The 19966-nt window shown below is 62.7% G+C and carries 21 protein-coding genes; 16 read left to right on the forward strand and 5 right to left on the reverse strand.

Translation table 11 applies throughout. The features are described 5' to 3' along the window. Positions 1-112 precede the first annotated feature (112 nt). From ACSMXM_RS06685 to ACSMXM_RS06705, 5 genes are read right to left on the reverse strand one after another with little or no spacing between them, the layout of a single operon-like run. A complete protein-coding gene (locus ACSMXM_RS06685) occupies positions 113-1237 on the reverse strand; it encodes a Gfo/Idh/MocA family protein (RefSeq protein WP_460315090.1) in 1125 nt (374 codons plus the stop codon). After that, entirely contained in the window at positions 1234-2079 is an 846-nt protein-coding gene (locus ACSMXM_RS06690) for a sugar phosphate isomerase/epimerase family protein (RefSeq protein ID WP_460315091.1), read from the reverse strand. The genes ACSMXM_RS06685 and ACSMXM_RS06690 overlap by 4 nt, the downstream gene beginning before the upstream one ends. An 8-nt stretch (positions 2080-2087) precedes the next feature. After that, positions 2088-2846, reverse strand: coding sequence for an SDR family NAD(P)-dependent oxidoreductase (locus ACSMXM_RS06695; RefSeq protein WP_460315092.1), 759 nt, complete (start codon positions 2844-2846; stop codon positions 2088-2090). A 14-nt stretch (positions 2847-2860) separates the two neighbouring features. Continuing rightward, positions 2861-4093, reverse strand: a complete 1233-nt coding sequence (locus tag ACSMXM_RS06700) for a hypothetical protein (RefSeq protein ID WP_460315094.1) — start codon at positions 4091-4093, stop codon at positions 2861-2863. Beyond that, entirely contained in the window at positions 4090-5346 is a 1257-nt protein-coding gene (locus ACSMXM_RS06705) for a sulfotransferase family protein (RefSeq protein ID WP_460315096.1), read from the reverse strand. The genes ACSMXM_RS06700 and ACSMXM_RS06705 overlap by 4 nt, the downstream gene beginning before the upstream one ends. A gap of 296 nt (positions 5347-5642) precedes the next feature. Between ACSMXM_RS06705 and ACSMXM_RS06710 the strand changes: the two genes are divergently transcribed. From ACSMXM_RS06710 to ACSMXM_RS06785, 16 genes are read left to right on the forward strand one after another with little or no spacing between them, the layout of a single operon-like run. Then, complete coding sequence (locus ACSMXM_RS06710; protein WP_460315098.1) at positions 5643-6536, forward strand: VOC family protein; 894 nt, start codon at positions 5643-5645, stop codon at positions 6534-6536. Then, on the forward strand, positions 6518-7420 hold the full coding sequence (locus ACSMXM_RS06715) for a CoA transferase subunit A (protein WP_460315100.1): 903 nt from the start codon (positions 6518-6520) through the stop codon (positions 7418-7420). The genes ACSMXM_RS06710 and ACSMXM_RS06715 overlap by 19 nt, the downstream gene beginning before the upstream one ends. 7 nt (positions 7421-7427) lie before the next feature. After that, on the forward strand, positions 7428-8213 hold the full coding sequence (locus ACSMXM_RS06720) for a CoA-transferase subunit beta (protein WP_460315102.1): 786 nt from the start codon (positions 7428-7430) through the stop codon (positions 8211-8213). 2 nt (positions 8214-8215) lie between these two features. Further along, positions 8216-9109, forward strand: a complete 894-nt coding sequence (locus ACSMXM_RS06725) for an enoyl-CoA hydratase (RefSeq protein WP_460315103.1) — start codon at positions 8216-8218, stop codon at positions 9107-9109. Continuing rightward, entirely contained in the window at positions 9106-10191 is a 1086-nt protein-coding gene (locus tag ACSMXM_RS06730) for an NAD(P)H-dependent flavin oxidoreductase (RefSeq protein WP_460315105.1), read from the forward strand. The genes ACSMXM_RS06725 and ACSMXM_RS06730 overlap by 4 nt, the downstream gene beginning before the upstream one ends. Then, on the forward strand, positions 10191-10940 hold the full coding sequence (locus tag ACSMXM_RS06735; protein ID WP_460315107.1) for an enoyl-CoA hydratase family protein: 750 nt from the start codon (positions 10191-10193) through the stop codon (positions 10938-10940). Before ACSMXM_RS06730 ends, ACSMXM_RS06735 begins: the two co-directional genes overlap by 1 nt. Positions 10941-10942: 2 nt before the next feature. After that, the gene (locus ACSMXM_RS06740) at positions 10943-12106 is read left to right on the forward strand and encodes an acyl-CoA dehydrogenase family protein (protein ID WP_460315109.1); all 1164 of its coding nucleotides are present in this window, start codon (positions 10943-10945) and stop codon (positions 12104-12106) included. 11 nt (positions 12107-12117) lie between these two features. Beyond that, positions 12118-13092, forward strand: a complete 975-nt coding sequence (locus ACSMXM_RS06745) for an acyl-CoA dehydrogenase family protein (protein ID WP_460315111.1) — start codon at positions 12118-12120, stop codon at positions 13090-13092. A gap of 4 nt (positions 13093-13096) precedes the next feature. Next, entirely contained in the window at positions 13097-14251 is a 1155-nt protein-coding gene (locus ACSMXM_RS06750; RefSeq protein WP_460315113.1) for an acetyl-CoA C-acetyltransferase, read from the forward strand. A 27-nt stretch (positions 14252-14278) separates the two neighbouring features. Then, positions 14279-15193 (forward strand): SDR family oxidoreductase, encoded by a 915-nt coding sequence (locus tag ACSMXM_RS06755; RefSeq protein ID WP_460315115.1) that lies wholly within the window; start codon positions 14279-14281, stop codon positions 15191-15193. Between the two features lie 2 nt (positions 15194-15195). Further along, positions 15196-16347 (forward strand): acyl-CoA dehydrogenase family protein, encoded by a 1152-nt coding sequence (locus ACSMXM_RS06760; protein WP_460315117.1) that lies wholly within the window; start codon positions 15196-15198, stop codon positions 16345-16347. Beyond that, positions 16348-17130 carry an SDR family oxidoreductase gene (locus tag ACSMXM_RS06765; protein WP_460315119.1) on the forward strand — a complete coding sequence of 261 codons (783 nt, stop codon included), beginning with the start codon at positions 16348-16350 and terminating at the stop codon, positions 17128-17130. After that, positions 17127-17594, forward strand: coding sequence for a MaoC family dehydratase (locus ACSMXM_RS06770; protein ID WP_460315120.1), 468 nt, complete (start codon positions 17127-17129; stop codon positions 17592-17594). Before ACSMXM_RS06765 ends, ACSMXM_RS06770 begins: the two co-directional genes overlap by 4 nt. Before the next feature lies 1 nt (position 17595). After that, entirely contained in the window at positions 17596-17985 is a 390-nt protein-coding gene (locus ACSMXM_RS06775; RefSeq protein ID WP_460315122.1) for a nuclear transport factor 2 family protein, read from the forward strand. Continuing rightward, positions 17978-19180: a thiolase family protein gene (locus tag ACSMXM_RS06780; protein ID WP_460315123.1), complete on the forward strand. Its 1203-nt coding sequence runs from the start codon at positions 17978-17980 to the stop codon at positions 19178-19180. The genes ACSMXM_RS06775 and ACSMXM_RS06780 overlap by 8 nt, the downstream gene beginning before the upstream one ends. A 29-nt stretch (positions 19181-19209) precedes the next feature. Continuing rightward, complete coding sequence (locus tag ACSMXM_RS06785; RefSeq protein WP_460315125.1) at positions 19210-19959, forward strand: SDR family oxidoreductase; 750 nt, start codon at positions 19210-19212, stop codon at positions 19957-19959. Positions 19960-19966 lie beyond the last annotated feature (7 nt).

Genomic DNA, 19966 nt, shown 5'->3' on the forward strand with positions numbered 1-19966 from the left:
CATCTTCATCTGCAACATTATATCCCTCACCATTCTTCGCGCATCTGCTGCGCACGTTTGAATTGCACTCCTGTCTGTCAGGAATGCCGTCGTTCCGCATCGTCCAGACGGACTATATTGACGGCGGAATGTCCACCCATTGGCTTTCCCTGGCCGACCGTCGGCAGGCGTCCAGAACCGCCTGCCCCTGCACAGCATCCTCAAATGTCGCGGCAATTTCCGGCGCATCGACATCCTCCCCCTCCATTCGCTTACGCAGTTCACGGAACAGACGGGCATAGGGTTCCACGTCGATCCCCATCGTGTGCCAGCGGTCCTGCTCGGTCTGGATCAGATCGGCCACTGGGAAAGGCGTCGGCGGCGGATAGACGAGGTCGTCCGGCATCGGCACTTGCCTGCTTCCCTCTGTATCCATTAGCCAAACCTGCTCCGGATCGCCGAACTGCGCGCCGCTCTGGATCCAGGCACCGCCCTTCGTGCCGACCACCTTGGTGGCTACGATCAGCGGGCCGGCCGCCGCCATTGCCGCCATCAGCGTACCGCGCAGCCGCCCCTCGCCGGCGAACTGCACGACATAGCTGTCGTCGGCGGTCATATGCGGACGGCCGGGCGCCATGGTTTGCAGGACGGCGCTGACGCGCTCGATACGCCCAAAGGTCGAGAGCACCTGATCTATCATGTGCGTACCGAATGCGCCCAGAAATCCGCCACCCTGTTCCGCATCCTCCCACCACGGGCTCAGAGCCTCTGCCGGATCCTGCAGACCGGGCTGATGAAAGATGCGCAGAAACTGCAGCGGCTCGCCAATGGCGCCCGAACGGACCACCCGCCGCAACAGGGCCTGCGCGCTGTCGAAACGAAACTCCGCGCCCAGCATATGGATGATGCCGGCCTCCCGCGCCGTCGCCAGCATTTCGCGCGCCTGATCCAGATCGCGCGCAAAGGGCTTTTCGCAGACAATATGCCGCCCTGCGGCGATCGCAGACATTGCCGGCGAATGATGTGCGTGCGGCGGCGTGGCGACTGTCACGACCTTGTTTTCGGGATCTTCCAGCGCCTCTTCCAACCGGTCGGTGGCCAGCGGAATATCCAGGGGGGCGGCACGTTCCTGCGTTCGCGCACGGTCGCGGCCCACAATGGCACGCACCTCGAATCCTGCCAGCCGCAGCGCGCGAACATGCGTGAACAGGCCGAACCCGGTTCCGACGACGATAGCGCCCGGTTGTTTTTCGCTCATTCCTTGTCCCCTTCGATCAGACCTTTTGCTGCGCGCATGCATTCCGTCGCCACCTCTTCGGCACTGCGACCGGCAAACGTATCTGAGAATACCTCTACCGCCACCGGGGCGGCTGTACCGGTCTCTGCCAAAGATGCCTGCAGCGCGGACAGATTCATCTCCCCCGCCCCCGGTACCAGCCGCGAATGCGCCATTGCCTCATCGAGATCAGCCTCCGCAGCGGCGGGGCCGTCGCCGATCTGAACGGCAAAGATCCTGTCGCCCGGGATCGACTCCAGCGTTTCCAGCAGCGAGCCACCGCGAAAGAAATGCCAGCTGTCGATCATCAGCCCGCCGTTCCGCGCACCAGCGGCGTCGACCACGTCCCACGCAGCCTCCAGGGTCGGAACGCTGCCCGTGGGAATGAATTCCAGCGCCACATACAGCCCCGCCTGCGCGGCCCTTTCGCATATGTCCCCAAAATGCCGCGAAATCAGCGATGACGGATTCGCGGCGCCCAGCAGGTCCGCTATGCTGACGCCGCGCGCGCCTACCCGCTGGGCCAGATCAAGGACATGATCGGGCGTCATTCGCCGCAGAAATTCGACCAGCCACTGCGGCATGTCCTGCTTTCCGGACGCACCCGGCAGCCAATTGCCGATGATCTCCACCTCGCTGATCCACAGGCCGGAATCGGCGATACGGGCGCCCACCGCCTCCGCATTTAGGCCCTCCGCTGCCCATTTTTCCAGATCTGCGGCGAACAGGGATATGCCGGCGAACCCGGCTGCACGCGCTGCATCCAGTCGTTCCTGCAGACCGAAGGCCTGCATGGTGCCTGCCGCAAGGACGAGGTCGGGCATCACGATGTTCATCCCGAGACGGTAAATCCGCCGTCGACCGGCAAGACCTGGCCGGTGATCCAGCTTGCCGCTCCGCTCGACAGAAACAGCACTGCCGCGGCAATGTCGTCCGGTTCGCCCAGCCGCCCCATGGGCGTGCGTTCCAGCGTCGGCGCGGTCCAGCGGGGATCGTCGAACGTGCCGGCCGTCATGCGGCTGCGCGTCAGGCCCGCGGCCACCGCATTGACGCGTATGTTTCGCTTGGCCCATTCGACCGCCAGCACACGCGTAAGACCCAACAGGCCGGTCTTCGCCGTACCGTAGCCGGGGATCAGTCCAATGCCGAAGAAGGAGGTCATCGACGCAATACCGATCACCGACCCCCCGCCGTTAAGCTGGCTCTGCGACAGCGCATCCGAACAGCCGCGCGCCATGCGAAAAGCGGAAGAAAGATGCATCGACAGCGCGCGGTCGAAAACCGCCGGGTCCCATTCGTCGAGTCCGGTCGATGCAAGCGCCAGACCGGCATTGTTCACGAGGATATCCAGCCGCTGCTGCTGCGCCGCGACGGCATCGATCTGGTCGCCCTGCTCTACATCCAGTTGCAGATAGCGATAGCCGCCAAGGTCGGAATCATAATCGCCCGGACCGGCGCGTGTGCCCGTAATGGTCACATCCGCACCAGCCTCCCGATATGCTGCGGCAATGGCGGCGCCCAGTCCGCTCGTGCCGCCCGTCACCAGCACATTGGCCCCGGAATAATCAAAGCTCAGATTTTGAAACGCCATATCCGCTCGCTCCCTCAATCGGTGATTTCGCCACTCACAATAGGCGTTTCACCCTGCAGCATCTCGCGCCCGCCCTGCTGAAGATCGGACAGCTTCACGCGGTACAGGGTCACTTCGGGCGGCTCGCTGTCTGTCTTGATAAAGCGCAGGCTCATGCCACCATGGGCATGTCCGTCAGGCGAGATCCAGTTGCCGCCAATGCCCGGATCGGTGGCGGCGACGACAATCAAAATGCTGCCATCGGGTTCGGCAGTGGCGCGGTACTTCTGCACATGCCCGCCGCCATCCTCATAATTGTCGAGATTTTCCTGCCAGATATTACATAGCTGAAAGATCCAGTAGTCGCATGGCACCGGCATGAAGCGGATCACCAGGGCCTCGTCGCTTGCGCACTCCCAGGTGCCGAAGCCATGATGACGATCGGGCACGCCACCGTTCGACAGATAGACGGCACGGCTGAAGCGTATGCGATTGGGACGCTTGGCCAGATTGTCCTGCCACCAGCGCCGCACCAGTTCGCAATAGCCCAGTACCACCTGCCCTGCCTTGGCGAGCGCGTCCGCCATGTCTGCGGGACGCAAGGGGCGCGGCGCGGCGCCGTCCAGCCGCTCTATGCACATGCTGGGCGCAATCGTTTCCTCGCGCAGATGATAGACGGTACGTACCAGCAGGCCGACACAATCCTCTGTGATGGGCAGCCAGGCGACGTCGCCCTCCGGCTTTTTCCGACTTGCGATGACTTCGAAGTCGCCATTGGCGTCGAACGGGATGGCATCGCTCTGTATGAAACCGGTGGTGGTCAGCGTTGCCGGATCGAATTCCTTCAGACCCTCCGGTCCCGCCTCCGCCCAATCGCGCGCGCCAATGTCACCCGGCTGCGGCGCGCGCCACGACGCGATGACGAAATAGGGGATGGAGCCGCGATTGCCGGTGATGCGATAATCGTGCCGGCCATCGACAAATTCTGCCAGCAAATGGTCCTGATCCGGCGACTGAAAATTTATCCCCTGCCGCCATGGCGTATCGCGCAGCCGGGGCCGCTCCGGCTCGCAATTCTCGACGAAGCGTTCGAAACCGTTTCGCATCAACCGAGTCACGAAGCGGTACCATTCGGCACGATCCAGATCGTCGATATCGTCACCGAAGCGATCGACCAGACCGCCCGCGCGCCGGACCTGCTCGCAATAATCATCCCAGGCGCCGCCGCTAAGCAGGCGTTCCGCCTTCCTGCTTTCCAGCTTGCTCATATCCGCTCCCCTTTCACCGTTTCGCGTTTCACGGGAAAGCGGTCGTAGTAGAATTGGAAACGCTCCCTCACCGCGCCAATATCGACACCGAAATCGCCGATCAGGTCATAACTGACGCGGCCGTGTTTCCCGCGCGGATTATCTGCCAGAAAGCCGTCAATGCGCGCCTCTGCCTCCGTCGTCAGCTCCAGGTCGGCCTTTGCATAGACGCGGGCGACGGTGGCCTTCTGATCGGCCATATATTCATGAAACAGGATGTCGATCGACTGGTCATCCGGCACCACGTCGCGGTCGCGCACACAGGCCCGCAGCAGCCGCTCGATGCGGTCGATCCAATATTCGGCCAGCTCCGTCAGATCGATCCGCGACCGCCGAATTCTGTCGCCATAGGCCAGCATCGTAATCGCCGACTGCAGCACGGCGACGGGGTCGCGATGGGTAATGGGCACGACCGCGCCGGGATGCACGCGCATCAGTGCCGGCAGGTTTTCCATATGCGGCGGCGACTTCACCACCCAGCGATTGGGTCCACGCAACCAGGTCAGCGCCTGCATCACGCGCCGGGCATAGCGGTAATGCGGCGTCTGGTCGTGGGCATCATAATAGTCACGCCAGCGGTAGGGTCGGCTCAACCATTCCGGCAGATAGGAGGAAAAGTCCGGCCCTTGCAGCTCGATATCCTCGTGAACATGCTCGGGTGCCATTTCGTGCATCGCCGGCATCAGGGGCAGTACCGCCTCGAACCCGCCCCACATCTCGCGCGTTCGCACATGCCTCGGGTCCGGCTCGCCCGCTTCGCCCGGCACGGGGATCGGCTCCATCGTTTCCCATAAGGGCGTGGAGCGCAGGCGCGGATCCGTAGCCAGGATGTTGACCAAGTGCGTCGTGCCCGATCGCGGCAGGCCGGCAACCATGATGGGCCGGTCGATGTCGACCTCGCCGATTTCTGGATGTCGGCGGAACAGGTCCTCGATCCGCAGCCGCGTGCTCGCATAGCGCACACACTCGCCAAACAGGGTCGCGCGCCCCAGGGGGCCAAGTCCGCCATCCTCGTCGAAGCTGCGCAGCCAGACCGCCAGCCGTTCCTTGAAATCGTCCTCGCCGAAATCCCGCAGCCCGGTGGCAGCCCGGGCCGCGCCGAGAACAGCCTCGACATCCATGTGCACTTCGGGGGCGGCGGCGATGGCGTCGCGCTGCATCCGGGTCAGCTCGGGGTGGGCCAGATCGTCGATCAGGATCGTATCTTCAGCCATTGGCCATACCCGCCATGGGTCCGATACGAATTTCCGGGATGCACAATTCGGCCGAGCCCTGCATCATCCTTCCTCCTCCCATTGTCGGTTTTCCGACTTGGGACGAAGCATAGCGCGCGCTCGCACACAGAGACAAGGCAGAACAGCGCCCGATATTTCGCGACACGTAGTATTTTTGCGCCTTTTGCTACAATGTGCGTACTGATTTCCAGATTTTGAAACGTAAGCTGCTTGAAACGGCGATTGCCTGCGGATAGGGAACCGGCAAGCAATAATAATCGGAGACGCATTTCGACATGGGGGTTCGCTCGCTCGCTTACATACGCATCGAGGCACAGGATCTTGATGCCTGGCGCAGCTTCGGTGAAGGAGTCGTCGGTGCTGCCGCGACCGCCGAATCAGACGCCGACACCTTGTTTCTGCGCATCGATGACCGCCCCTGGCGGTTCTGCATAGAGAAGGGGTCGCGCGATCACTTCATTGCCGCCGGTCTCGAATTCCCTACAGAGGAGGCCTTTCGCGAAGGCGTGGCAAAACTGCGCAATGCGGGCGTCGAACTGACGGAAGGCGATGCCGCCACCATCAAGCATCGCCAGGTGAAGGGCATGGTCATGTGCCAGGATCCGGGCGGCAATCATCTGGAGCTTGTTTGGGGCAATCCGGTGGCGGGCACGCCGTTCGTTTCACCGGCCGGCGTTTCGCAGTTCGTAACCGCCGACATGGGCCTGGGTCACGTCGTATTTCCGACCGACAAATATGAGGAGACGCGCAGTTTCTATAAGGATCTGCTCGGCTTCGGCGACAGCGACGAGATGCGTGTCATGTTGCCCGATGGGCCGGAACAGGGGCTGGGCATGAGCTTCATGCACGCGACAGGACCGCGTCACCACACAGTGGCTGTCACCGAATTCCCCTCCCCCACCGGCCTTATCCATACAATGGTAGAGGTCAGCACCATCGACGAGGTCGGCCTGGCGCTTGACCGCGCGGTGAAGGCGGGTGTGCATATTTCCTCGTCGCTCGGCCGGCACACGAACGACAAGATGATCAGCTTCTACATGCGAACGCCTTCCGGCTTCGACATCGAATATGGTTGCGATGGGATCCAGACGCACGACTGGTCGCGCTACACGCCGACCGTAACGGCCAAGGAAGACCTTTGGGGCCATACATGGGATTTCGGAAATTGAGTGCCGCCCTCGACAAGCGCCTGACCGCCGATGCGGCTATCGAAACGCTGCGCGACGGCATGACCATTGGTATTGGCGGCTGGGGACCGCGGCGCAAGCCCATGTCCCTGGTCCGCGCCATCATCCGCAGTGATCTGAAGGATCTGACGATCGTCGCCTATGGCGGCCCGGAAATCGGCATGTTGCTCGCCTCCGGCAAGGTGAAGAAGCTGGTCTACGGCTTTGTTTCGATGGACTTGATTCCTGCCGATCCATTCTTCCGACAGGTCCGCCAGAACGGCGGTGTCGATGCGCGCGAACTGGACGAGGGGTTGCTGCAATGGGGCTTGCGCGCTGCCGGCATGCGGGTCCCCTTCCTGCCGACGCGCACCGGCCTTGGGTCCGACGTGATGACCGTCAATCCGGACTTTCGCACGGTCACCTCGCCCTATGACGATGGAGAGGTGCTGCTGGCGATGCCGGCCATCCACCTGGACGTAGCTTTGCTGCACGCGAACGTCGCCGACCGGCTCGGCAACACGCTCGTTCAGGGCGCCGATCCCTATTTCGACGAATATTATGCCCGCGCTGCGGAGCGGACTTACGTCTCTGCGGAGAAGGTCGTGGAGCGCATCGCCGTCGATGCCGACACCGCCAAGGCCAACCGGTACGAACGCTGCTTCGTCACCGGCGTGGTAGAGGCGCCGGGCGGTGCCCATCCCACCAGCAACCCTGACGATTATGGGTGGGACGTGAAAGCGCTGAAGGCCTATGCTGCCGCCGCGGACGCGGAGGATGGATGGCAGGGCTATCGAGACACTGTGATCGGCGACAGTGAGGCCGATTATTTCGAACGCTTCGGCGGCACCGATGCCGTCTCCGCCATTCCGCTTCCTGTTTTCTGAGGCTCTGATGACCGACGAATATACTCTTGCCGATGTGGCGATCGTCGCCTGTGCCGATGCATTTCGCGGCAATGGCGAAATTATTGCCTCCGCATTCGGCGCCATCCCTCGCGTCGGCGCGGGCCTGGCCAAGCTGACCCATACGCCCGAGTTGATGATGACGGACGGAGAGGCGTTCCTGGTCGAGGAACCGCGCGTGATCGGCGGCAAGGTCGAAACGCCGGAATTGTCCGGCTACATGAATTATTCCCGGGTGTTCGACATTGTCTGGTCCGGCCGTCGCCATGTGATGATCGGCCCGCTGCAAATCGACCGCTGGGGACAGACGAACCTGTCTGCGATCGGAGACTATAATTCTCCGAAGATCGCCATGCTGGGCATGCGTGGCCTGCCGGGGAACAGCATCAACCACATCAATTCCATGTATGCCGGCCACCATTCGAAGCGCATGTTCGTTGAGGGCGAGGTCGATGTTGTATGCGGCGTTGGCTATAATCCCGACCGATGGGCGCCCGGCATGAACCGGGACGCGGTTGATATGCGCCGGATCGTCACCAATTTGTGTGTCATGGATTTCGAGGGGCCGGACCACGCAATCCGCGTGCGCTCCCTTCATCCGGGCGTGACGTTCGATCAGGTGCAGGAGGCAACGGGCTTTCCGCTGCTGCGCGCCGACGATCTGGGTGAGTCCCCGCCGCCGACGCCAGAGGAAATGGCGGTGATCGAACGGCTTGATCCGAAGAACACCCGCGCCTCTGCGTTCAAGGAAAACCAGACCTTCCGGAGGAACTGACAATGGCAGATGCGTCCGCCGCGCCGGAGGTCCGCTACGAAACGGACGAGCCGGTCACCTATAATGTCGTCGACAATGTCGCCTGGGTCATGATGAACCGGGTGCAGTACAATAATGCACAGAACAGCCAGATGACCTATGCCATCGATGCGGCGTTCAAACGCGCGGTCGACGACGAAAATGTGCGGGCGATCGTTCTTGGCGGGGAAGGCAAGCATTTTTCCGCCGGTCACGACATTGGCACACCCGGACGGGACGTCTCCAAAAGCTTTGATCGTGTTCACCTGCTGCCGGACCATGTCGGCAAGAAGGGCGCGGAGTTCCTCTACACGCGCGAGCAGGAGGTCTATCTGAGCATGTGCCGTCGCTGGCGCGACATGCCGAAGCCGACAATCGCCATGGTTCAGGGTGCCTGCATCGCCGGGGGGCTGATGCTCGCCTGGGTATGCGACCTGATCGTTGCATCGGACGACGCCTTTTTCCAGGATCCCGTCGCAAAGATGATGGGCATTCCCGGCGTCGAATATTTCGCACATGGGTATGAGTTGCCAACGCGCGTTGCCAAGGAGTTTCTCCTTTTGGGCGAACGCATGCCCGCCGACCGCGCCTATAATTTCGGCATGGTGAACAAGGTCGTCCCGCGCGAGGAGCTGCGCGAAGCAGTGACCGCTATGGCGGCCAAGCTGGCAGCGCAGCAACAGCTCGGCCTGTGGCTGACAAAGCAGGCGGTAAACCATGTCGATGAGCTGCGCGGAAAGCGCGCGGCGATGGATGCGGTATTCCACATGCATCATTTTGCGCACGCCCAGAACGATCTGACGACCGGCCACAGCCTGGGCGGCGTCACGGGCAAGAGTGCTGCGGCGTCGAACAAGTCCTCGGAAAAGGACGGATGAGCGATCCCCTGTCCACCCGGCTTACCCAGCTTCTCGGTTGCAACTATCCAATAGTGCAGACCGCCATGGGCTGGGTGGCGACGCCGCCGCTGGTAATCGCCAGCAGCAATGCCGGGGCGTTCGGCTTCCTGGCTGGCGCGGTCATGACACCTGCCGAACTGCGGGGCGCGCTGGCAGAGGTTCGTGCCGGCACCGACCGCCCGTTCGGCGTCAATTTCCACATGTTCCAGCCGGGTGCGGCGGAAATCGTCGACATCATCATCGAAAACGCAGACCAGGTTCGCGCCGTTAGCTTTGGACGCGGACCGGATGCCAAGATGATCGGCCGGTTCAAGGATGCCGGTATCCTCTGCATGCCGACCGTCGGCGCCGTGAAGCACGCGCAGAAGATGGTTCAACTGGGCGTCGACATCATCACCGTTCAGGGCGGTGAAGGCGGCGGCCACACCGGTTCTGTCGCCACGACGATATTATTGCCTCAGGTTCTCGATGCGGTGGACGTGCCCGTGGTTGCCGCGGGCGGTTTCGCCGACGGTCGCGGACTGGCCGCCGCGCTTGCCTTTGGCGCTGTGGGTATTGCCATGGGAACGCGCTTCCTGATGACCCGCGAAAGCGCGCCGCCGGATCCGGTGAAGGCGCGCTATGTCGGCGCGGGAACGGGGGACATCACCGTCACAACGAAGGTTGACGGCATGCCGCAGCGCATGATCCGCAACCCTGCCCTGGCGGAAATCGAAAAATCCACCGGCATCGGTCTGTGGCGTCGCGCCGTCGAGAGTGGCCTCCGCATGAAGCGTCAGACCGGTGCCAGCTATGGCGACCTTTTGAAGGCGGCGCGCGGCATGACCAGCCATGGCGGCCTCAGCCTGCCGCAGGCGATGATGGCCGCCGCAGCGCCCATGATGATCCAGCGCGCCGTTGTGGAGGGCGATGCCGATGGCGGCCTGATGGCAACCGGTCTCGTTGCCGGCCGCCTCGACGACCTGCCGTCCTGCGCCGACCTTATCCAGTCCATTGTCACCGAGGCACGCGCGCGGATCGATGCGCTGACCGGTGAAACCTCTCTTTCGGGAGCAGCCTGATGCCGATCAATATTGAACGTTCCGGTTCGCTTGCAGAGGTCATCCTCGACCATCCGCCGGTGAACGCGCTGGACAGTGCCGGATGGAACAGCCTGCCCGGCACCATTACCGATCTTGGCGAAGACGAGAGCGTCCGCTGCATTCTGATCCGCGCCGAGGGGCGCGGCTTCTGCGGCGGCGTCGACATCAAGGAGATGCAGGCACATCCGGAGCGGATTGTCGATCTGAACCGTGGCAATTTCCGTACCTTCCGCGCGATCCGCAATTGCCAGGTGCCGGTCGTCAGCGCCGTGCATAATTTCGTCATTGGCGGCGGCATCGGCATATGCGGCGCCTCCGACGTCGTCATTGCCGCAGAAGGAGCCTATTTCTCTCTGCCGGAGGTCGACCGTGGCGCAATGGGCGGCGCCAGCCATTTGCAACGAATGTTCCCCATTCAGAAGGTGCGCGCCGCATTCTTCACCGGCGGCCGGATCAGCGCGGAGGAGGCCTACCGCATCGGCTCTATCGAAAAGCTGGTAGCACCGGAAAAGCTGCTTGAGGAAGCACGCGCCTTCGCCGGTGTGATTGCGTCCAAATCACGCAAGGCCCTTGTGCTTGCCAAGGAGGCGCTGAACGGCCTGGAACCGCGCGACGTCGACCATGGCTATCGGTTCGAACAGGGCTTCACCCTCGAAATGTACATGCACGAGGACAGCCAGAAGGCACGCGACGCCTTCGTCGAAACCAAGAAGACGGCGAGTTACTGAACGTGGATCTCGCTTTTACACCCGAACAGCAGGAATTCCGCGCCGAGGTTCGCAGCTGGATGGAGGCGCACGTTCCGAAGGCGCCGCTGAAGACGCTGGAGGGGCGCGAGGGCTTCGATGAGCACGTCGCGTGGGAACGGGAACTGGCGTCCGGCAATTGGGGCATGGTCACCTGGCCGGAAGCCTATGGCGGCCGCGGCCTCGACCTTATCCGCTGGCTGATCTTCGAGGAGGAATATTGGCGTGCCGGCGCGCCGCTGCGCGCCAATCAGAACGGCATTTTCCTGCTCGGCCCGACGATCATGGAATATGGCACTGACGAGCAGAAGGCGAAGTTCCTGACGCCAATGGCGAAGGGCGAACTGATCTGGGCGCAGGCGTGGTCAGAACCGAATGCCGGGTCGGACATGGCGGCCATCCGCAGCCGCGCCGTGCGCGACGGCGACGATTATGTGATTTCAGGGCAAAAGACCTGGTCCAGCCGTGCCGCCTTCGCCGACTGGTGTTTCGGATTGTTTCGCACCGACCCCGACAGCAAGCGCCACAAGGGCCTGTCCTTCATCCTGTTGCCGCTCGATGCGCCCGGCGTGACGATCCGGCCCATCCGCCAGCTTCATGGCGAAACCGGCTTTGCCGAAATCTTCTTTGACGAAGTGCGCGTACCGGTGGCGAACCGTATCGCCGGAGAGGGCGAGGGCTGGAGCGTTGCGATGGCGACGGCCGGGTTCGAACGTGGGCTTATGCTGCGCTCGCCCGCCCGTTTCCAGGCAGTCGCCCAACGCCTCGTCGCGCTTTACCGCCAACATGCCGATACAGCATCGCCCGATACCCGTGCGGCGGTGCTGCAGGCGTGGATGGATGCGGAGGCATATGCGCTCAACACCTACCATGTCGCGTCGCAAGTGATCGCCGGCGCGCATATCGGCGCAGAGGCCAGCCTCAACAAGATATTCTGGTCGGAACTGGATCGGTCGGCGCACCGCGCCGCGATGAGCCTGCTGGGGGCGACGGCGGAACTCCGTACCCTTCCCGGCAGAGCAGGAACCGGCGAGGAGAATGCCTGGCTGGAAGGGTATATTTTCTCCCTCTCCGGTCCGATCTACGCCGGTTCGAACGAAATTCAGCGCAACATCATTGCCGAGCGCCTGCTCGGCCTGCCGCGATAAAGGGGGCGCGCATGGATTTCCGCCTGACCGAAGATCAGCGCAATTTGCGTGACGTCATCCGCGATTATCTCGACAAGGAGCATGGGCCTGAGGTGCTTCGCCGCCTGGACGAAGGCGAGCGCCGCGACCCGGCCATCTGGGCCGGCCTCGTCGAAATGGGCATTGCCGGTCTGCTGGTGCCGGAGAATCATGGCGGCCTTGAAATGGGCCTGATCGAGGCGGTGCTGGTCGCGACCGAGCTGGGACGTGCGAACGTTTCCGAATCGATCGCAGACACCGCGCTGATCGCCGCGCCGCTGCTAGCCGGTGATCGGCAAGAGGCATTGGCTGCCGGCGAACTCCGCGTGGCCCTTGCCCACCCGATCAATCCCTGGATTGCCGATCTGGCGAATGCCGATTTGGTCCTGACAGGCGGCAAGACAATTGCCGCGCCAGAACAGTGCGAAGCACTGGAAAGCGTCGATCCGCTGCGTCTGCTTTACACGCCCATATCGGCAGACGCCGACGACGCCCTTCTGGATCGCGCCGCACTGATCACGGCGGCCCAGCTTTTGGGAGCGGGTGAGCGGATGCTCGATCTCGCCACCGAATATGCCAAGATGCGCGAACAATTCGGACAACCGATCGGCTCGTTTCAGGCGATCAAGCATCACCTTGCCAGCGTCGCGGTGAAGCTGGAATTCGCCCGTCCGCTTATCTGGCGTGCCGCCTATGCCGCCCAGCATGGCCACGCCCGCGCGCCCATTCATATCAGCCACGCCAAGGTCGCCGCCACCGATGCCGCAGTCTTTGCGGCAGAGACCGCCATTCAGGTTCATGGCGCAATGGGATATACTTACGAGGTCGACCTGCACTTCTGGATGAAGCGCGCATGGGCGCTGGCCGGTGCCTGGGGCGACCGCGCCTTTCATCGGCAGCGGGTCGATGAGGCGGTCCTTGGCGGCACCCTTCCGATTACCCCCGACCAGACATTTGCAAGCGAGTAACATCATGGCCGAAGCCTATATCATCGACGCCATCCGCACCCCCACTGGCCGCAAGAAGGGCAGCCTGGCGGAATGGCATTCCGCCGATCTTGGCGCCATCCCCATGCGCACCCTTATCGAGCGCACGGGCGTCGATCCCGCTGCCGTAGACGATGTGGTCTGGGGATGCGTCGACGCCATCGGGTCGCAGGCCGGCAATATCGGTCGCAGCTGCTGGCTGACGGCGGGTTATCCGGAATCGGTTCCCGGCGTTACCATTGACCGCCAGTGCGGTTCTTCTCAGCAGGCCATCCATTTCGCCGCCCAGGGCGTCATGTCCGGTACGCAGGACCTGATCATGGCGGGCGGCGTCCAGAATATGAACGCGATCCCGATTTCCGCAGCCATGTATGCTGGCCAGCCCTATGGCTTCGACACGCCCTTCTCGACCTCCCCCGGCTGGAAAGAGCGCTATGGAGACGAGGAGGTAAACCAAATCTACGCGGCCGAGAAGATTGCCGATAAATGGGACATCAGCCGCGAGGACATGGAAAATTTCGCGGTGCAGAGCAATGCGCGCGCAGAGCAGGCGATCGACAGCGGGCGCTTCGCCGAGGAGATCGTTCCCGTGGGCGATTTCACCATGGATGAGACGGTGCGGCGCGGAACCACGGCTGAGGGTCTGGCGAAACTCAATCCAGTGCGAGAGGGCGGCAAGATCACCGCTGGTGTTTCCAGCCAGATTTCCGATGGCGCGGCCGCCGTCCTGATCGCCAGCGAGGCGGCGGTGAAGGAACATGGTCTGAAACCCCGTGCGCGCATCCACCATCTGACGGTGCGCGGCGACAGCCCCATCATGATGCTGACCGCGCCCATACCGGCGACGCGGCATGCGCTGAAGAAGGCAGGACTGCAATTGTCGGATATCGACCTCGTCGAGATCAACGAGGCCTTTGCAAGCGTCGTCCTTGCCTGGGCAAAGGAAATGGATGCCGATCTGTCGCGCGTCAACGTGAATGGCGGTGCCATTGCACTCGGCCATCCGCTCGGCGCCACCGGTGCAAAGCTGATGACGACGCTGCTGTACGAGCTCGAACGCCGCGGTGGCCGCTTTGGCATGCAGACCATGTGCGAAGGCGGCGGCCTGGCAAACGTAACGATTATCGAGCGGCTCGACTGAGACCGCCAACCGAACGGGAGAGAGACATTGGGAATATGTGAAGGCAGGGTGGTTATCGTCACCGGCGCAGGCGGCGGCCTCGGCCGCGCCTATGCGCTGGGTCTCGCCGCCGAAGGCGCGAGCGTCGTCGTCAACGATCTGGGTGTCGGCACCCATGGCGAAGCGGGCGAAACGAAGGGCGCGGCACAACAGGTCGTCGAGGAAATCCAGGCGATGGGCGGCAAGGCTGTCGCCGATACGGGCGATGTGGCAGACTGGGATGCCGGCAAGCGCATGGTAGAGGCCGCCATCGACACGTTCGGAAGCCTGCACGCGGTCGTCAACAATGCGGGCTTCGTACGGGACCGCATGTTCGTGTCCTGCACGCCAGAGGAATGGGATGCCGTAACGCGCGTACATCTGCGCGGGCACTTCTGCACCAGCCGCCACGCCGTCGATTACTGGCGTTCGGAAAACAAGGCCGGACGTCCCATCGATGCGCGCATTGTCAACACGACTTCCGGTGCCGGTTTGCAGGGCAGTATCGGGCAAAGCGCCTATTCAGCGTCGAAGGCAGGCATTGCCTCACTGACGCTTGTTCAGGCGGCGGAACTGGGGCGCTATGGCATTACCGCCAATGCGCTGGCACCGAACGCGCGCACGCGCATGACCATGACTGCTTTTGCAGATACCATGACGTCGCAGCAGGAAAGCGCCTTCGATCCGTTCGCGCCTGAAAATACTGCACCTCTTGTCGCCTGGCTGGCGAGCGAGCAGTCCAGAAATGTCACCGGACAGGTGTTCGAACCCTTTGGCGGCACCATCCGCATTTCTGAGGGGTGGACCGACGGCCCGACCTCCGATGACGTTGGTCGCCGCCTGCGCCCGGACGAAGTGGGCGCGGTCGTTGAGAAGCTGGTCGCTGGCCGTACACCGGCGAAGCCCGTCTATGGAGCGAGCTGATCATGGCCATGGCGCTGACTGAAGATCAGGCGGCGCTGCGAGAAGCAGCGCGCGACTTCCTGACCGACAAGGCCGGGTTTGAGCGGCTGCGTAAAACCATCGAAAGCGAGGCCGGTTGGGACGAGGAGCTATGGCAGGGCTTCGCTGTCGAGATGGGCTTTGCGGGTGCCGGGATCGCGGAAGCTGACGGCGGCATCGGCCTCGGCGTCCTCGAACAATCGCTAATCATGGAAGAGTTGGGCCGCGTCCTCGCCGCCATTCCCTGGTTCGAAAGCGTCGTCCTGGCGGGCGGAATCCTCGCCGCCTCCGAAACGCCGCGTCGTGCCGAATGGCTTGGCGGTATCGCGAGTGGCGAGACCATCGCAACGCTGGCGATGCGTAGCGCTGCCGGATCTCCCATCCCTGACGGAATCGGCCCGGTCATTACCAGTTCTGGCGATGAATGGAGCCTGTCAGGCGAAGCCCATTATGTGCCGTTCGGTCATGTGGCGACGCTGCTGCTTGTAGCCGCACGGAATGAAGGCACCACTGGTTGGGACGGCATTACGCTATTGGCCATTCCCGCCGACAGCGCCGGTGTCTCGGTGACGCGACAGACAAGCCTGGATCTTACGCGCCCCTACGCCACCATATCCTTCGACAATGCGAAGGTGGCGTCGGATGCCATCGTTGGACAGCCGGGCGACGGCGGCAAGGCACTTCGGACGGCGCTCACCCGCGCTGCCGCGCTTCTTTCCGCTGAACAGCTTGGCGGTGCCGCGCGCTCCCTTCAGGAGACGGTGGCCTATTCCAAGGAGCGCATCCAGTTCGGTCGGCCCATTGGATCATTTCAGGCTGTCAAGCATCGCCTCGCCGATATGAAGCTGATGGTCGACAGCGCCCGCACTGCCGCCGATTGGGCGGTCCGTTCGCTGGAAAGTGGCGACGAGACCGAAACAGCGGCGGCCGGTGCACGCACCTATTGCAGCGATGCATTCCTTCACTGCGCGGGCGACGCCATACAATTGCATGGCGGTATCGGCTTTACCTGGGAACATCAGGCGCATCTGTTCTTCAAACGTGCACGAGCCTCGGCAACTTTGCTCGATCCGCCCGCGCACCACCGTGAAACCATCGCACGTCACCTGTTCGACGATCAGCAAGAGGCAGCCTGAATGAGTTTGAATCCCCCGCCCTACCCTGTCGGCCGCAACCTGCTTGCCGGCAAGGCCGTCCTCGTCACCGCCGCCGCCGGTACCGGCATCGGCTATGCCGTCGCCAAGCGCGCGGCAGAGGAAGGCGCTACGCTGATGATCAGCGATTTTCACGAACGTCGCCTGGGGGAGGCAGCGGATCGCATTGCCGAGGAAACCGGCACCCGCCCCGCGCTGCAGCTGTGCGATGTCACCAGCGAAGATGCCGTGCAGGCGCTGCGCGAGGCTGCGGAGAAAGAACTCGGCCAGGTCGACGTGCTGATCAACAATGCGGGCCTTGGCGGCACCGCTGACGTGGTCGACATGACCGATCAGGAATGGGACAATGTGCTGAACGTGACGCTCACTTCGGTGATGCGAATGACACGCGCCTTCCTGCCGGCAATGTATGCGCGCCAGTCCGGCGCGATCGTCAATAATGCCTCCGTGCTGGGCTGGCGCGCGCAGGAGGGGCAGTCCCACTATGCTGCGGCAAAGGCCGGCGTGATGGCCTTCACGCGATGCTCCGCGATTGAGGCCGCAAAACAGGGCGTCCGCATTAATGCCGTCGCGCCGTCCATTGCCATGCACGCGTTTCTGGCGAAGGTCACAACCGACGAGCTGCTCGCCGAACTATCTTCGCGGGAAGCATTCGGCCGTCCGGCGGAAGTGTGGGAGGTGGCGAATGTGATGCTGTTCCTGGCAAGCGATCTTGCCAGCTATATGAGCGGCGAAGTGCTTTCCGTTTCGAGCCAGCGCGCATGACCGAAGCTGCTGTCTTTGAATCCCCCCGCGACCTTATGGGCGCAGAAGGAACCGCTCTCGGCCCGACCGACTGGCTGACAATCGCGCAGGACCGCATCGACCGTTTCGCCGACGCCACCGATGATCATCAGTGGATCCACGTCGACCCCGAACGCGCCGCCGAAGGACCGTTCGGGAAAACCATCGCCCATGGCTATCTGACAATGTCATTGGCCAATGCCTTCCTGCCGGAACTGATCGAAGTGCGCGGCTTCTCGCATGGCGTGAATGTCGGGACCGACCGGATGCGCTTCCTGGCCCCCGTCCCCGTCGGTTCCCGCATTAGGGGCGTCGGCGAAATCACCCATGTCGAGGAGATCAAGGGCGCAATCCAGTCGACGGTTCGTATAACCATAGAGCTGGAGGGCTCTGACAAGCCCGCCTGCGTCGTCGATACCATCAGCCGCTATTACCCGGAGACCTGAAATGCCCAGCACCGAACATATGCTCGCAACCGTCAACGCCTATTTCGATGCCTTCGATCGCGGCGATGCAGAGGCTGTGCGCGACCTCTTCGCTCCCGACGCCTCGGTCGAGGACCCCGCCGGCACCCCACCAAAGGTAGGCCATCAGGCAATTCTCGATTTCTACAAGATGTCGATGCAGACCGGCGCGAAGCTGAAGCTGGAGGGTCCGGTTCGCTGCAATGCCGATACCGCCGCCTTTGCCTTTTCCGTCCATCTGGAGCAGCAGGGACAGCCGATGCGTATCGACGTTATCGATCTGTTCAAATTCGCGGACGATGGAAAGGTCAGCTCCATGATTGCTTATTTCGGTGAATCAAACATGCATATGGGGGCCCAGGCAAATGCGTGAGGCGGCAATTGTTTCGACGGCGCGCACTGGCATTGGCCGCGCCTATAAAGGCGCGTTCAACGATACCGAGGCGCCGGTTCTGTCCGGACATGTCGTCCGCGCGGCGGTGGAACGCGCCGGCGTCGATCCGAAACGCGTCGACGACATCTTTTTGGGCGTCGGAACCCAGGCTGGCACACAAAGCTATAATCTCGGCAGGCTAACCGCCGCTACGGCAGGCCTCGGCCAGTCCGTTCCGGGCTTTGCACTGGATCGCAAATGCGGGTCTGGTTTAACCGCGATTGCGCTCGCCGCGCGCTCCATCATGGCAGACGATATCGATGTCGCCGTGGCTGCGGGCGTTGAATCCATCTCGCTGACCCTCAACAAACACATGATGACTTACCGCAACCGGTCGGAGGCCGTGATCGCTGCGGAACCGCACGCCTATATGCCGATGATTGAGACGGCCGAGGTCGTGGCGGAACGGTACGATATCAGCCGGGAAGCGCAGGACGCGCTCAGTGCCTCCAGCCATCAGCGCGCCGCCGCCGCGCAGGCGGAGGGCCGCTTTGCCGATGAAATCGTGCCGATTACCGTGGAAAAGGCATTGTTCGATAAGGAAGGCAATCGTACCGGCAGCGAGAGCGTCACGCTGGACCGTGACGAGGGCATCCGCCCGGACACCACGGCCGAAAAGCTGGCCGGCCTGAAACCCGTTTACAAGAACGGCACGTTGGTGCCGGAGGGCAGCAACATCACCGCCGGTAATGCCAGCCAGCTGTCCGACGGCGCCTCTGCTCAGGTACTGGTCGCACGGGATGTTGCCGAAAAGGAAGGCATGCCGATCCTTGGCATCTATCGCGGCTTTCAGGTTGCAGGCTGCGCGCCGGAGGAGATGGGCATCGGACCAGTCTTCGCAATCCCGAAGCTACTGGATCGTGCAGGCTTGTCGGTCGACGATATCGACCTGTGGGAAATCAACGAGGCCTTTGCCAGCCAGTTACTCTACTGTCGCGACAAGTTGGGCATCGACGATGCAAAGCTGAACGTCGACGGCGGCGGCATTGCCCTTGGCCACCCGTTCGGCATGACCGGCAGCCGCCTAGTCGGCCATGCTCTGCTTGAGGGGCGTCGCCGTGGTGCCCGCCGGGTTGTCGTGTCGATGTGCGTCGCGGGCGGCATGGGCGCCGCAGGCCTTTTCGAGATCGTCTGACAAAACATAATAGGGAAGGATCGCGGCACATGGAAAAGCTGCTTGAGGGAAAGATCGCATTCGTCACCGGCGGTGCCGGCGGGATCGGTCAGGCATCGGCAATCGCCTTCGCCAAGGAGGGCGCGAAGGTCGCAATTGCCGACCTGAAGGATCCGACGGAAACGGTTGCCGCCATCGAGGCTGCGGGCGGAGAGGCCTATGGACTGTCGCTCGACGTGACCGATGAAGCGGCAGTCAACGCCGCCGTCGACGGCGTCGTTGAAAAATGGGGCAAGCTCGACATCGCGTTCAACAATGCCGGCATTTCTCTCGAGGAAATGTCCACGCCCTGGGAAAGCGTCGACATTTACGACAAGGTCGTTGCGGTCAATCAGCGGGGCGTCATGCTGTGCATGGCGGCAGAGCTGCGTCACATGACAAAGGCCGGATCGGGCGCGATCGTCAACACTGCCTCCGTCGCAGGTCTCGTCGGCCTGTCGGGCGCCGGTTATTGCAGCAGCAAACATGCCGTTATCGGCCTGACCCGTTCCGCCGCGATGCGCTATGCCGCCGAAGGTATTCGCGTAAACGCCGTCTGCCCCGGCGCAATCGAAACGCCGATGACCTCAGGCCCTCATGTGCCGGAGGATAGCAAGGCATTCATGGCACAGATGCACCCGATGAATCGCATGGGTAAGGCAAGCGAGATCGCCGACGGCGTCGTTTTCCTTGTCTCTGACCGTGCCAGCTTCATTACCGGCCACCCGCTACCCATAGACGGCGGTTTCGTCGCGCGCTGATTGGCGC

Source organism: Pacificimonas sp. ICDLI1SI03 (assembly GCF_054740865.1).